This window comes from Robertmurraya sp. DFI.2.37 (assembly GCF_029211245.1).
Classification (GTDB): domain Bacteria; phylum Bacillota; class Bacilli; order Bacillales; family Cytobacillaceae; genus Robertmurraya; species Robertmurraya methanolica_A.
Map to the genome: position 1 here is coordinate 232,569 of NZ_JARGEJ010000001.1, position 15,177 is coordinate 247,745.

A 15,177-nucleotide genomic window follows, 5' to 3' on the forward strand; every position below is an offset into this window, starting at 1 on the left:
TAGCTTTCGATCATTTCGATTAGCGAGAGAAAGTTTGTTTGTCAGACAATATGATCTTTATTTAGCGATCTCAAGTAAAATTTGCTCGTATGCATTTTTTTCAAACCTCTGAATTTTTTTGAATGCGCTTACAATATGTTTATGAACCATTGAGTTCGCACACTCTAATTTCCTTGCTATTTCTGTTTTACTAAACCCTAGAAAAAAATACATCACTATCGCATCCTTTTGCTTCTGATTCAATAGTGCCATATAGCTTTCGACTAATAACTTATTAATAACACGCTCTTCAATATTTGAATATGAATCAGAAACACATTGAATATTCATAAATTTCATTTCATAAGAACCACTTTCAAGAAATATACTTACCATTTGCTGCATTCCGTACACTAAATCAAACGCATCATCACGAGAAATTCGAAATTCCTTCATCGTGTCTTCAATGCTTGGTTCTTTTGAATACCGCTCTCGGTATTTATCGTAAAACCTCAAATATTTAGGATATAGCGCTCTAATTCTTTGGCTAATGATCATCGAATTAGAGTTATTCGATCGTGAAAACTCCCTAATTTCCCCTTGGATACTTAAAAATAAAAAGCGAACATATTCATTCTCTGATTTCTCAAAATCCAATTTTTTTATGCCTTTATACAGGCCAATCAGGCAAGCTTGATATAGGTCTTCCCACTCCACTTTGTGTTGTTGCATAAAGCGAGCAGGATTTTTCGTATATGCCTTTATGACATATTTGATAAATCTATCCACCTCTTCATGCTCCATTAATTGATTCATATATTTTTCATCACAGCTTGCTTGTAAAAGAATGGATTTATTTCTTAAGATCAATTTATCCCCCTCTTTCTTTTCCCTTTGCTTAATAATATATTTTCAGTTATCCAAAAAGTCAATATATTTTAAATATTATTTCTTATTAGTTTTTTAAACATATAGTATATTTTTGTATTTGAATTTAAAATAAAAAAGTTATATGAATAGCATATATTCCTTCCCATTACTCACCTTTTCACACACTCGATACTATTTACTACCAGAACAGGAGGTGGCACGTTATAATTAATTCATCAACAAATAAGCGGAGGAAGATATATTGACAAAGATTACAATTTATACACAGCCAGATTGTCCACCATGTGAAATAGCGAAACTTTTTTTACAAGAATACGGCTTTACGTTCGAACTTAAAGATATAAAAAAGGACAGTAAGGCTCGCAATGACTTAATCAACAAGTATCAGTCATACTCAACCCCTACCTTTATCATCAATAATGACACTGTCATTACAGGTTTTGAAATTGACAAGCTTAAAGAAGCATTGGCGATCGAATCATAAATAATATTTCATCAAGCATAACCTCTACTTAAAAACAAAACCGCCAAGAACAAAGCGATTTTCAATCATCACAATAAAAAAACGATAGACAAACTCGGTTGTTAGCGAGTTTGTCTATCGTTAGCACGTATTTACCAATAAACTGCTGTAAAAATGATTAACAATAGAACTAAAACTGCAAAAGCAAAATAAGTAATAAAGACCGGATTACGTTGATAGATTCCTTCTTGAACTTTGCCAGGGATGGATGTATCCAACTCCCCCTTTAGTCTTTTTTGAGTTTTTGTAACGGCCAATGTGTACCCTAAAGCAAAAAGAACAATTGCAACTGCAATAATCGTCAAAACAAGCATATAAGTTGTCAATATTCTCACCCTTAAAGAATGTATTACTCTTACATTCCCTCTAAAGGCACGGGATTATTCGATTTCTCTTTTCCAAATTACAGCAATTCAAGATGCTCTAAAATGAAATCATACGATATATCTATAAATAAAAACTGCTTATCTTTCAATGGATAAGAAAATGTTCGCACATTTTCCCCTGTTTCAATGTCACTGTATAAATCCGAAAGAATTCCCTTCTTTTCTTTTCTCATTTTCAAAATATTCTCAAGAAAGTACGGCCGCCAACTCCAATTTTTGTAGGCATATTCATGTTGTACAAGCCATTCATTTTGAGTTTTGAAAAGATTAGGAGAGAGCTGAAAGCCGTTTTCATCGCAAATATACATCCTAAAGGCGAAATTTTCCATTTCCTTTCCTAAGACCAACAATAATTCCTCATATTTTTCTATTTTACGATACTTTTGCAATAACTCAGAAACAACGTTCTGGAACTTCTCCGTTTGTTCAAAAAGGGCAGCAAGTTTTTTCTTTTCACTATCAATAAATTGCTGACATTCATTTTTTAATTGTTCCTTCAATATATCCCGATCAACGAAATGAGGATGCGGTTTTTGCAAATAATACCCCTGATAATATCTTCCTCCATTTTTCCACGCATATTGAAGCTGATAGACCATCTCAATATTCTCGAATAAAAGGGTTGCCCCAATCTTTCTTGCTAATAGCGAGTAAGAATAAATAATATCTTGAAAGCTTGAGGCCAGTCTTGTTGATCTTAAAGCCTGCAAATCAACTTTTAGAATAGTAGGTGAAATCAGACCAATGAGGTCAATTTGATGACTATTATCTCCGAGTTTATCAAAGGCGATTTTAATCCCATACGTTTTGTAATAGTTAATTAAATGGCCCATTCTTTCAGCATCCTCTAATTGATTATTGAAAGAAATTTCAATGACAATCCTTTCGACTTTGATTCCTTTTTCACTAAATTCAAGAAGGAGATTAAGTAACTCTTCATTTTCATCATATAATAATAAATCTGCATCCCGATTAATAAAAAGAAGAACATCGTCATCAAGTGCCATTGCCTGTTGTAATGCTTTTCTTAAAACTGTATTGTCAAGCTCTAAGCGATATTCCTCAGGAATGCTATCATCAAGGAAATATGGACCAAGGCTAAGATGATCATCGTCAGTTTTAAATCTGCCTAATACCTCATACCCAATTACACGATGTTCATCGGCACTGAATATCGGTTGGAAGAATGGAATGACATTTTCTAGATTCGTTAAAATATCCAATGCATCCATTTACATCCCTCCTATCAAAATAAACTAGCCTTAAAAAAATTATATCATGTAATAAAGTTGATTTCACAATGGACAAAAGCAATGTAAAAAAACAGCACCGTTCTCACTGCTTTAGTACAAATTTAAAAATATTCATCTCCCCATTTAACTTTCCCCGTCGTCTTAAACTTCCACATTATTTATGCGATTCATTTAATTTCAAAATGAACAATTCCTTCCAAAGATAAACATCCTTCTTTTTCTTCTTATTTTTTGATAGTATTAACTATACAAGCTCATGCTTATTGCGTTCTTGAGTATTACCTATGACGATTCAATCATATGATCTAGGACAGTCCTATCATTCAAAAAATATACAATAAATGGTTTTTATTTCATGATAGAGAGAGCGGAATTTTTAAAGTTAGGTTGGTACAGAAAATGCCCAAAAAAGTTTCAAGAAGGTCTTTTTTAAAAAGATTTTTCGGTACATTATTAACGACAGTTGGATTGTCAGTTGGTGGATATACTTATGCTGGAAGGATAGAGCCGAAACTGCTAAAGATCAATAAATACCAGATTTCGCATCTTGATATTCCTGTTGATTTTGAAAATATAAAAATTATCCAATTCAGCGATACCCATTTAGGGTTTCAATATACATTAGAGCAGTTACAAGAATTAGTTGAAGAAATTAATAATCATAAGCCAGATATTCTCTTTTTTACAGGGGATTTATTAGACGAACCGAATAAATATGGAGAATTTGAACGTGTGATCTCGATTTTAAAAAAACTTGAGGCTCCATTCGGGAAGTACGCTGTATATGGAAATCATGACCACGGTGGATACGGGACAGACATTTTTAAAAGAATTATGGAAGAGTCTGGTTTTACTTTACTTCTAAATGATTCCATTAAAATTGAGAAAAATGCTCAAAGCTCCATCTATCTTCTTGGCATTGATGATGCCATGCTTGGCCGACCTGATATTAGTGCAGCACTTGCCAACGTACCTGATGAAGCGTACAAGATTTTATTATCCCACGCTCCAGATCTTGCGGATAACGCTGCAAACTTTAATATTCAATTGCAACTAAGCGGTCATAGTCATGGGGGACAAATTCAAATTCCGTTGCTGGGAGCATTAGTCAAACCGCCATATGGTGAAAAATACTATGAGGGATTTTACACAGTAGGAGAAGAAAAACCTTTAACATTATATGTAAACAGAGGATTAGGTACAACAAGACTACCCTTTCGATTCCTATCCGTACCCGAATTAACGATTTTCACTCTTTCCCGCAAGTAATGCTGTCGTTTTTACAAGTAGCGATGACTTTCTCCCTATTCAAAGAATAGGAGGTTTTTAGTCTCTACCTGCTGCATTATGCTCATGTTAACATCGAGCCAAAAGTATGAACAACATGTGCTAAAGATTCAGTCACAGCGCTTTTTTTGAAAAAATTCAGCTTTTCTACAAATGGGATCGAGAGTATTAATGTCTATTATTTTCACACGAAATTGCGGGTGAATTCATTAATTTCCACTCCAGTACGTACTTTCCACGGGGAGTTCGCCAAGCTTTCTCGTTTTCAATTTTCCAGAACCGTTATGTAGCTCTCAGGTATATGCTTAATGAATACTTTGTTTTATGCCGTTGTTGATTTTTGGCTCATCTCGTGTGAAACCAAGGTTTCACACGCCTTTCAGGTCCTCTGATTCCACGAAACAAAGGTGAATTCCGGGAAAATAGTAATTAATCCGGAATTTTTCTGTTTAATTCCGGAAAAAGCAGACGTATTTCCGGAAAAATTGCATTGATTCACCCTTCATTTCCGGAAAGTGTTAAAATGATTTTAGGCCCATTTCATGTGAAATGGGCCCAAAATCAACACCAAAATATAACAGAGCCTTCTTAAAAAATAACCATTTCCTCATTACCGTTGTTAAAGATTTTGAATTCAACATCTTTTGCACTGATCGGTCTGGAGAACAAGTATCCTTGACCTTTATGGCAATTCGCTCTCATCAGAAACTCAGCTTGTTCCTTATCTTCAATACCTTCAGCCACTACTTCTATACCAAGACTATTGGCTAGATGGATGATCGTTGTGGTAATTGCTGCATCCTTCTCATTATTAATAACATCTCGAACAAATGACTGATCAATTTTTAAAACATCAATAGGGAATTGCTTAATGTAATTTAATGATGAGTAACCGGTTCCGAAGTCGTCAATGGAGATGGTTACCCCCAGTTCTTTTAAACTATTAAGAATAGGTGAAGTTTCAGCTGTATCTTGCATCGCACCTTCCGTTATTTCAATTTCTAACAGTGACGGTTCGATCTTATATTTCCGGATCGATTCTTTAATCGTCTCGACAAGCTTTGGTTGTAAAAACTGTTTTGGCGATATATTGATGGCAATTTTTATTCCTTTTTTGCCCAATTCAGACCATTTCTTAATTTGCTTGCATGCAGTGTCGATCACCCAGTTACCGATCGGAATAATTAAACCTGTATCTTCAGCCAAAGGAATAAAATCTGCTGGTGAAATCAGCCCTAACTCCTTGCTATTCCAGCGTATTAATGCTTCAAAGCTCTTGACCTTCCCAGTAGCTAAATTCACCTGGGGCTGATAAAACAACATAAATTCATCTTTGGCAAGAGCTTTTCTTAAATGAGTTTCTAATGAAACAATATGGGCACCTACAGAATTCATTTCTGTTCGATAAAATTGGAAATGCGCTTTGCCCCTCTCTTTGACACGAAACAGCGCCTCGTCGGCATTTTTTATGATTGTCTCGGCATTCTTTCCATCATGCGGATATATGCTAATACCAATACTTGGTGAGATAAAATATTCTTGATAATGGAGATAAAAGGATTTAGTAAAAAGTGAAAGAATTTTTTGAGCTAACAATGTAATTTCTTTCCTTGAACCCTCAAAAAGGATGCTGAACTCATCTCCACCCTGTCGATAAACCTTAATATTGTCTTTGTTAAATACACTTAATCGCTCGGCAACCTGGATCAAAACTTGATCACCGGCTAGATGTCCTAGTGTATCATTCAAATATTTAAAGCGATCCAAATCGATTGAAAGGAGCGCAAACGTGCCTCTGTTTTTATTTGCCTTAATCAATTGCTCCAGATCATTTAACAAAGCTCGACGATTATAAAGACCTGTGAGGTGGTCATGGAAAGCCATATACTTAATTGTTTCAGCATTTTTCGCTTGTTCAGAAATATCTCTTGTGATGACATAAACCCCTTCAATTTTCGAATTGATGACAATCGGAATTGTCTTAATGTGAGTGGTTATGCTGTATCCTTTTGAATGAATTAAGCGACAATCAAGTGACTCCAAGGCAACGCCTGTTTCGACTGTTTGTTGAAATAACCCGATGAATTTTTGCACCTCTGCATCAGGAATTAAATCAAAAAAAGAACGTTGTGTCATCTGTTTTTCAGCATACCCTAACAATAGTTGCCCAGAAGGATTTACTTCTAAAATCTTGCCTTCTAATGATATGGTAAAAACACCATCTAATGTATGATCAACGATCGATCGGTATTTTTGCTCTGCATGAATTAGTCGATTTCGTTCTTCGACCAATTCTGTAATATCCCTTGTCACAGCAACAATATATTTTATTTTATTATGTTCATCTCTAACAGGGGTTAATAAGGATTCTGTATAGCCCATGCTTCCATTTGGAAACATGATTTGGTCCGAATAAGTAACCGAATCATTTAATAAGACAACACGATCGTAAGCCTTTTTGATTTCTAAGTAACGTTCATACGGCAGAACATCCTCCATCGATTTCCCAATCGCTTCTTCTGATATCCCCGCATAAATCAGCCCCATCTCATTAACAAATAAGTATTGAAATCGAGGACCTTCTTCTACCTTCATGACAAAAACCATATGCTTTACATAATTGAAAATTAAATTGTAAATGATCGATTCAACTGTACTATCATCTGATATTAGCTTCTCATTTCCCTTTGCATTGCTTCTCAGTGGCCCCACCATACCAACCTCATTCCATTGAGAAGGCTTTTTCCTTGATTATCACTTTGCCAGACACCGCTTTTTGAAGTTCTTCTGGGCTGCCACCACTCAGACTGAGTACAACAACGTTTCATCTTCCTTTAAGCAGGAAGAAATTAGTTTTGTAGACAAATAAATTCCAAAAAACAATGTTTGCAGAATACTCCTCATCAAGTAAAAAACCTTATCGTATCTATCTATTCGTTTAAATGAATTAATGCATTAGTATAATATATTATAGCATTGCTTAAATAGTTCAATCAATTTCATAATGTGGATGTTCTCCTAGAAAACGAACATTTCCAATCATTTTCTATTTTTTTTCGATATATTGACGAAATATAATTATCTTTTTAATGTTAATATTCGTTTTTAGCTGAATGATTTTATTTCACAAATCTTCAAATTTTTTAATTAGATTATTATTTTCAACTTTTTTTGCAAGATATGTTTAGTAACACCTTTCCTTATCGTTACCATTTATTCAAGATATTATCAATCACCATTTCCTTTTTTATCAAAAAAAGGGTATACTATGAGAAGAAGGAAATTTCATTTTGAAAGGAGCAAGCATTTTGAATCGGGATAGGAATCACTCTCCTCAATTGGACCCAACGATAGAAAACCTCTCACAAGCAATCTTCACGGTTAATCGTCATGCAAAAACGGCTCCAAACCCCAAATTTCTTTATAAGTTAAAGCATGATGCCTTAAAAAAATTACTAAAAGAAGGGAAAGCCAAAAAAGTTGGTCTTCATTTTTCAAATAATCCTAAATATAGTCAACAACAATCAGATGTATTAGTTGTCTGTGGCAAATATTCTTTCCACTTGCCCCCTTCAAAGAGCGATTTTACGTATTTACCTCATTTAGGAAAACTAGATAAAAATGTTCGCAACCCTAAAGCGCATCTTTCATTGTATGAAGCGAAAAAATTACTTTCACTATATACTGGACTAAAAGAAGAAAAAACACAGTCTAATAACAATAAAAAACGCTATGAGAAACCTGTATTTAAAAGACTCGGAGAAAATTATTTTTAATTCGAGAGCCAAAGCAATTTCACAAAAATGGTAAGCGTAGAATTTAACTAAGCCCATTTTACGTTCGATTAAAAGCATTGACAAAGACATTGGGAGAATCACTTCTCACAATGTCTTTTCTATTTTCCAAAGGATACATAAAAGTTGTTTAAGTTTCCCGCTTAAACTTAATTTCAGAGTTCACCTTCAGCAACAAGACTTTGTTAAATAATGATGCTGATCAAACAATTTTTAGCACAACATTTACATATGATAAAAACACCCCTAACTCGTTAAATTTTTACTTTTAACAAATTAGGGGGTAGGTATAGCTTTCGTTTATCAAGTTCGCATCCCGTTTTTAAGCATGCTCTTTTATCGGCGAATCTTCTCTACTAAGTTCTGAGGCAGCCAATGACCTCATTTATACATGGATGAAAGAGCGCAAAATCCGCTCACTTATAAGATAAATTCATCAATCAATAAGACTAATTCAGCTATCTCTGGTTTACTAACTTGCCCATCAGCTCCTACCATTTGACCTTTGTGGCGTAAATCATCGGTAATTAGGGAAGAAAAGATGATTACTGGAAGCTTTGCAAGTTGTGAATCTTCCTTAATTCTTTTGGTCAAATGGTGACCATCCATCTGTGGCATTTCAATATCTGTAATAACTAATTGCACAACATCTGCGACATCTTTGCCAGACTCTAAGACAGATTCTAAATAATTTAACGCATCACGGCCATTTTCAAAAAAATCAACTTGTTCATAACCTGCTTCACCGAGAGTGTCGCTAAGAAGTTTACGCAATAATGGGGAATCCTCCGCGACAACCAATTTTTTCGATGACCGCTCTCTTTTTCCTAACTTCTTAATTTGTCCAACATTAATACCTGAATCAGGGTTAATTTCCACAACAATCTTTTCAAAATCTAGCAATAACACCATTTCATTATTAATTTTTACAACACCGATTACTTGGCTATCTGCCCCCTGATACATGTCAGACGGTTTTTCAATTTGATCCCATGAAATACGATGAATTTGAGTCACACTATGTACATGGAACACTACCTTTTGTTTATTAAACTCTGCAACAATAAATTTATCGAGCTCAGGGGTAGCTGATGGTGGGAAGCCTAGAGCTGCCGCTACATTAACAACTGGTAAAACTTCTCCCCTTAATTCAATAATCCCTTCGACATTTTGGTGAGCATGGGGAATTTGCGTTATCGCAACAGGATTAATAATTTCTTTTACTTTTATTACATTAATTCCGAATTTATTTTGACCGATGCTAAATTCAACCATTTCTAACTCATTTGTACCGCTCTCTAATAATATTCCTTTGTTCATTTCCATCCCAGTTCTTCCTTCCTATTTCTTAAGTAACATATATACTTACTAATATACCATGAATAGGTGACAGAACTAATTCCATTTTTCATTTTCATGATAAAAAATTTACCTCCTCTTCATCATTATTGAGCATTATGTGAACTTTATAACAATCATCTAGACTTTTTAGCCCTAGAGGAATACAATTCAGTTGAACAAATACGTTAGGATTAAAAGAGGTGCAATTGCTAATGAAGGGAACAGCCATTCTGTATAAGAAAGACCAGACTCTTACAATTATTGAGAATATCGATCACTCTGTATTTAATGAAATCCAAAAACAATGTGGATGCGATCAATGTACCTGTAAATATGATAACAAGGTTGTTAATTTCGGAGCTGTGTCACCAGTATTTTGGCACGAAGACGAAATTGATTGGGATTATGGATATTAATTATTAGTGCTCCCTCTGCTTATCGCAGAGGGATTTTTTATTGTTTCTAGCAATGAATGATATTTCATAATCAACTTCACTTTGCTAAAATAGATCCATAAATGGAGGTTGAGGTTATTGGAGCATTTAATTAATGACAAAGTTAAAAATATAGAAATCTCAGGAATTCGGAAATTTTTTAATTTAGTTGCTGGCACGGAGGATATGATTTCCCTCACGATCGGGCAACCGGATTTTCCGACACCCTTTCACGTCAAAGCAGCGGGAATTAAAGCAATTGAGGAAAACTTTACTTCCTACACACATAATGCAGGAACGTTAGAACTTAGACATGCAGCAGCACAATTTGTCAAAGAAAAATATCAGCTTCACTATAATCCAGAAACAGAAATTATTACTACTGTTGGTGCAAGTGAGGCCATCGATATTACCTTCAGAACTATACTAACTGAGGAGTCCGAAGTAATCTTACCTGGTCCAGTTTATCCTGGATACGAGCCAATCATACGATTATGCGGTGCAAAGCCAGTATACGCAGATACAACGACAAATCAATTTCGATTAACTGCAGAGATAATCGCAAACTACATAACGGATAAAACTCGCTGTATTGTTCTTCCTTACCCTTCGAATCCAACTGGAGCAAGCTTAACAAAGGAAGAGCTAACCGAAATCGCTGCGCTAGTAAAAGAAAAAGATATTTTTATTGTCGCTGATGAAATTTACAGTGAACTCGTCTATGAACGGGATCACTTTTCAATTGGAACTATACTTAAGGAAAAAGCAATCATCATCAATGGCTTATCGAAATCCCATTCGATGACAGGTTGGAGAGTGGGCTTTATCTTTGCCCCCGATGTCATTGCAAAACATATTTTGAAGGTTCATCAATACAACGTCTCCTGCGCAACTTCAATCTCGCAACATGCTGCCCTTGAAGCGCTAACAAATGGAAAGAACGATGCACACGAAATGAAAGAGGAATACTTAAAAAGAAGAGATTATATGTATATGCGTCTTAAGAAGATGAACCTTAATGTCGTAAAGCCTGACGGCGCTTTTTATTTCTTTGTTAAACTGCCCTCCCAATACAAAAATTCCTTCGAATTTGCCCTCACACTCGTTGAGCAAGCTCGAGTAGCTGTTGTTCCGGGCAGTGCATTTTCTCCTCTAGGAGAAGGGTATGTGCGGTTATCTTTCGCCTATTCAATGGAAACCATAAAAAAAGCGATGGATCGCATGGAACAATTTTTCCTGACCTCCATCTAAAATATGAGCAATACTTGGCTGAAACGTTCCAAGCCGAAAAGCATCTTGGTGTCCCAAAAGCTGAGCTTTTAGGGGCACCTCTTTTTTAAAGAAATTGAAAAGATAAACAATCAGAAAAAGACGTAGGGTATAAAGGAAAAAGTAAATCCCCCTTTTATCCATCATAATAACTAAAAATACGTAATAACTTACACAAAATAAAAAACTGATATCAAAAAGTCGTTTCTAACGACTTTTTGACACAGCTTCATGCTTTTTTTATGCAAGCAACATTACGCCAAGTCGAGACAGCAGCCTTAACAATGTATATAAACCTGGCATGGATTAGCCTTAATAAGCTCCATTATTCTTCCCAGCTTTTTTCTTCTTCGCTTTATCTTTAGCTTTTTGATTACTATCTGCACTTCCCATTTCATGAGAAAATTCTTCATTTAATACGGCAGAATCAAAGCCTTGTTTATTTTTTTGCTTAGCACCCTTTTTGCTGCTCTTTTTTGCCATATATTGCACCTCCTCATTTGATGTTTTGCGCACTAATATTTTGTGGCAAATGAGGAATTCTATGTGCTTTTTTAATAACGGCTTAATTATTGGCATTTTAGCATGACGAATGACATATGATACCAAGGCTTCACACGAAATGAGTCAAAAATATTTGAGCAACAACCGTCGTTTACAAAACTAATTATTAAACAATCATTGCCAATATTTATATAACGCTTGTGTGCCGCTATTTTCCTCCCCTTGCTCAGCCAGCTCTTTATATAATGACAACGCTAATGCTAAACCTGGTGCTTCCATTCCCATACTTTCTGCTTCTTTAAGAGCAATAGACATATCCTTTATAATATGTTTAATAAAGAAACCAGGTTCAAAGTTCCCTTCAATCATTTTCGGTGCTAAATTAGAGAGTGACCAGCTTCCAGCAGCTCCAGAGGAAATGCTTTTTAAAACGTTTTCTGGCTCAAGTCCGGATTTGACTGCATAAGCCATCGCTTCACTAACCCCTATCATTCCTGACGCAATGGCAATTTGATTACACATTTTTGTATGCTGTCCAGCACCTGCCTTTCCTTGATAAACAATATTTGTTCCTAATACATTCAAAATCGGCAACACTGCTTCAAAATCTTCCTTTTCCCCTCCAACCATGATTGAGAGTTTACCTTCCCTTGCACCGATATCGCCGCCTGATACAGGGGCATCAAGTGCATGTATTCCCTTCCGTTTAGCTTCCTCATATATTTCAACAGCAAGACTAGGTGTGGAAGTTGTCATGTCAATTACATAAGTATCGTGATTCCCATTTGGAATTAAACCATGCTCACCTAAATATACTTCTCTGACATCTGAAGGATAACCGACAATCGTGATAATCACATTAGCTTTTTCAGCAACCTCTTTACTTGAATTCCCCCACATTGCTCCTTCTTCAAGAACGCTTTGTGCCTTTGCTTTTGTCCTTGTAAAAACGACAACAGGATAACCTGCTTTTAAGAGATTCGCGGCCATACTTTTCCCCATCACTCCTAAGCCTATAAAGCCGATGACTGTTTGCTCCTTCTTTAACATGCATATTCCCCTCTCATTTTTCAGCATTTTCGAAATTTATGTCATTATTCTATCATTTATTATCAAGACAGAGGAGACTTTAGATGAAAAAAAGCCGACCGGAAAAACCAGTCGACCTTAAAAAGGGAGAAAATAGGTTTACCAAGTGCCTTGGTACCTATACCCTTATTTTTATCCAATTAAACCTGCTTCTTACTTGTAGCAGCCGTCACCATTTCAATAACCTCTTCAGTTGTTGATTTCTGTAATGCCTCTGCCGCTAATTTTTCCATCTCAGTCTTGTTTAAATAACGGATCTGAGAGCGTGCTTTTAAAATCGAAGTTGCACTCATGGAAAATTCATCTAAACCAAGACCTAATAGTAGTGGAATGGCTGTTTCATCTCCGGCCATTTCCCCACACATGCCTGTCCATTTTCCTTCTTTATGAGCAGCATCAATAACCATTTTTACTAACCGTAAAATAGAAGGATTATATGGTTGGTAAAGATATGAAACTCTTTCATTCATACGATCTGCAGCCATCGTGTACTGAATTAGATCATTTGTACCAATGCTAAAGAAATCAACTTCTTTTGCAAATTGATCTGCAAGAACCGCTGTTGAAGGAATTTCCACCATAATTCCAACTTCTATTTTGTCTGAAACCGCGATACCTTCACTTTGGAGGTTTGCTTTTTCTTCCTCAAGCATTGCTTTCGCTTGTCTGAACTCATCTAAAGTCGCAATCATCGGGAACATTATTTTGAGATTTCCATATGTACTAGCTCGAAGTAATGCTCTTAATTGTGTTCTAAAGATTTCTTTTTCTTCTAAGCATAAGCGAATCGCCCGGAAGCCAAGGAAAGGATTCATTTCTTTCGGCAATTTCAAATATGGAAGCTCTTTATCTCCACCAATGTCTAACGTACGAACAACAACTGGCTTCCCTTCTAAGCCTTCGAGAACAGCCTTGTAAGATTCAAACTGTTCTTCTTCTGTTGGCAGCTCATCTCTTCCCATGTAAAGAAATTCAGTTCTATATAGGCCGACGCCTTCTCCCCCGTTATTCTTCACACCTTCGAGATCGTTTGGCGTTCCAATGTTAGCAACTAATTCCACTTGATGCCCATCTGCTGAATAAGTATGTTCATTCTTTAGCTTTGCCCACTCGGCCTTTTGTGCTTCAAAGTCTTCAGTTGCTTTTTTATATTGTTCAACAAGCTCAGGGGTAGGATTAATATGAACCTCTCCCTTTAGACCATCAACAATAACTAAATCACCATTCTCAATATCCTTTGTTGCTGTTTTTGTACCAACAACTGCTGGAATTTCTAAAGAACGGGCCATAATTGCTGAATGCGATGTTCTCCCGCCAATATCAGTTGTAAAACCTTTGACAAACTGACGGTTTAACTGAGCTGTATCTGAAGGAGTTAAATCCTCGGCAACAACGACAACCTCTTCTGAAATCATACTAGGATTGACAATTTTCACGCCAAGTAAATGGGAAAGAACTCGTTTCGTGACGTCACGAATATCAGCAGCTCTTTCTCTCATATATTCATTATCCATGGATTCAAACATGGAAACGAACATATCTGCTGTTTCCTTTAGAGCAAATTCGGCATTTACTTTATCAGACTTCACCTTATCCTTAATTGGATTTAATAATTCTGGATCGCTTAATACAAGGAGGTGAGCTTCAAAAATAGCCGCTTTATCAGCACCTAGATTTTCTCTCGCGTTATCGCGAATTGTTTCTAATTCACTTTTAGATTGAGAAATAGCTGCCTCAAAGCGTTCAACCTCTGAATCTACCTTCTCAATCGTCTTTTTTTCAAAAGATAAATCAGGCTCAACTAAACGATAAGCCTTCGCAATTGCAATTCCACTTGATGCAGCAATACCTTGTAAAAAGCTCATTATGCAGTTAACCCTTCTTTTTTCATTAGTTCTTCAAGGCTTTGAAGAGCATTGGCTTCATCTCCACCTTCAGCAGAAATTGTAATTTCAGCTCCTTGACCAATTCCTAAAGACATGACACCCATAATTGATTTCAAGTTTACTTTTTTACCTTTATATTCAAGTTGAATGTCAGCTTCAAATTTACTTGCAGTTTGCACTAATACTGTAGCTGGACGTGCATGGATTCCTGTTTCAGCGATTACTTTAAATTGTTTTTCTACCATAATTCATCAAACCCCTTATCAAATTTAATAATGTTACATGTTTACTTTATAATATATAATACCATTTTTATAAAAGGAATACCTACCTCCATTATTGTTTTACAAATAAACATGTTTCATGTAACCTCGAGGGAGCTTTTCTATCTAATTCGACAAAAAAAGCACTCAGTGAAAGAATAACAAAAACTTGAGTATTATACAAAAAAATCGCATCAACTTATGTGAAAAATTTGTGAACAATTACACAAAATTTTTCGACATTTTTCATATTGCTTTGTTTAGCAATTAACTGTATC

The 15,177-nt window shown here is 35.5% G+C and carries 14 protein-coding genes; 5 read left to right on the forward strand and 9 right to left on the reverse strand.

Annotated features, from left to right (window positions below; translation table 11 throughout):
- Positions 1–57 precede the first annotated feature (57 nt).
- Positions 58–849 (reverse strand): sigma-70 family RNA polymerase sigma factor, encoded by a 792-nt coding sequence (locus tag PZE06_RS01150; protein ID WP_150913136.1) that lies wholly within the window; start codon positions 847–849, stop codon positions 58–60.
- 262 nt (positions 850–1,111) lie between these two features.
- Here PZE06_RS01150 and PZE06_RS01155 point away from each other — a divergent pair, with 262 nt between their 5' ends.
- Complete coding sequence (locus PZE06_RS01155) at positions 1,112–1,354, forward strand: glutaredoxin family protein (protein ID WP_150913134.1); 243 nt, start codon at positions 1,112–1,114, stop codon at positions 1,352–1,354.
- A gap of 131 nt (positions 1,355–1,485) precedes the next feature.
- On the opposite strand, the gene PZE06_RS01160 is transcribed toward PZE06_RS01155, so the two are convergent.
- Entirely contained in the window at positions 1,486–1,719 is a 234-nt protein-coding gene (locus PZE06_RS01160; protein WP_150913132.1) for a hypothetical protein, read from the reverse strand.
- 77 nt (positions 1,720–1,796) lie between these two features.
- Positions 1,797–3,011: an EAL domain-containing protein gene (locus PZE06_RS01165; protein WP_150913130.1), complete on the reverse strand. Its 1,215-nt coding sequence runs from the start codon at positions 3,009–3,011 to the stop codon at positions 1,797–1,799.
- 420 nt (positions 3,012–3,431) lie between these two features.
- Between PZE06_RS01165 and PZE06_RS01170 the strand changes: the two genes are divergently transcribed.
- Positions 3,432–4,301 carry a metallophosphoesterase gene (locus PZE06_RS01170; RefSeq protein WP_150913128.1) on the forward strand — a complete coding sequence of 290 codons (870 nt, stop codon included), beginning with the start codon at positions 3,432–3,434 and terminating at the stop codon, positions 4,299–4,301.
- Positions 4,302–4,907: 606 nt separating this feature from the next.
- On the opposite strand, the gene PZE06_RS01175 is transcribed toward PZE06_RS01170, so the two are convergent.
- Positions 4,908–7,034, reverse strand: a complete 2,127-nt coding sequence (locus tag PZE06_RS01175; RefSeq protein ID WP_225310571.1) for an EAL domain-containing protein — start codon at positions 7,032–7,034, stop codon at positions 4,908–4,910.
- Between the two features lie 593 nt (positions 7,035–7,627).
- On the opposite strand from PZE06_RS01175, the gene PZE06_RS01180 reads away from it, so the two are divergent.
- Positions 7,628–8,095: a YkyB family protein gene (locus PZE06_RS01180; RefSeq protein ID WP_150913126.1), complete on the forward strand. Its 468-nt coding sequence runs from the start codon at positions 7,628–7,630 to the stop codon at positions 8,093–8,095.
- A 438-nt stretch (positions 8,096–8,533) separates the two neighbouring features.
- Here PZE06_RS01180 and PZE06_RS01185 read toward each other — a convergent pair whose 3' ends face one another.
- Positions 8,534–9,439, reverse strand: coding sequence for a chemotaxis protein (locus PZE06_RS01185; RefSeq protein ID WP_150913124.1), 906 nt, complete (start codon positions 9,437–9,439; stop codon positions 8,534–8,536).
- Between the two features lie 227 nt (positions 9,440–9,666).
- On the opposite strand from PZE06_RS01185, the gene PZE06_RS01190 reads away from it, so the two are divergent.
- Together PZE06_RS01190 and PZE06_RS01195 are read left to right on the forward strand one after the other, a co-directional pair.
- Positions 9,667–9,870 carry a hypothetical protein gene (locus PZE06_RS01190; protein WP_095313520.1) on the forward strand — a complete coding sequence of 68 codons (204 nt, stop codon included), beginning with the start codon at positions 9,667–9,669 and terminating at the stop codon, positions 9,868–9,870.
- A 117-nt stretch (positions 9,871–9,987) separates the two neighbouring features.
- Positions 9,988–11,139 carry an aminotransferase A gene (locus PZE06_RS01195; protein ID WP_150913122.1) on the forward strand — a complete coding sequence of 384 codons (1,152 nt, stop codon included), beginning with the start codon at positions 9,988–9,990 and terminating at the stop codon, positions 11,137–11,139.
- A gap of 330 nt (positions 11,140–11,469) precedes the next feature.
- Here the strand turns inward: PZE06_RS01195 and PZE06_RS01200 are convergent, their stop codons facing one another.
- The 4 genes from PZE06_RS01200 to PZE06_RS01215 form a co-directional block, all read right to left on the reverse strand.
- The gene (locus tag PZE06_RS01200) at positions 11,470–11,640 is read right to left on the reverse strand and encodes a hypothetical protein (protein ID WP_191963114.1); all 171 of its coding nucleotides are present in this window, start codon (positions 11,638–11,640) and stop codon (positions 11,470–11,472) included.
- Positions 11,641–11,835: 195 nt separating this feature from the next.
- The gene (locus PZE06_RS01205; RefSeq protein ID WP_150913120.1) at positions 11,836–12,711 is read right to left on the reverse strand and encodes an NAD(P)-dependent oxidoreductase; all 876 of its coding nucleotides are present in this window, start codon (positions 12,709–12,711) and stop codon (positions 11,836–11,838) included.
- Positions 12,712–12,890: 179 nt separating this feature from the next.
- On the reverse strand, positions 12,891–14,615 hold the full coding sequence (ptsP, locus tag PZE06_RS01210; RefSeq protein ID WP_150913118.1) for a phosphoenolpyruvate--protein phosphotransferase: 1,725 nt from the start codon (positions 14,613–14,615) through the stop codon (positions 12,891–12,893).
- Positions 14,615–14,881: a phosphocarrier protein HPr gene (locus PZE06_RS01215; protein WP_095313529.1), complete on the reverse strand. Its 267-nt coding sequence runs from the start codon at positions 14,879–14,881 to the stop codon at positions 14,615–14,617. The genes ptsP and PZE06_RS01215 overlap by 1 nt, the downstream gene beginning before the upstream one ends.
- Positions 14,882–15,177 lie beyond the last annotated feature (296 nt).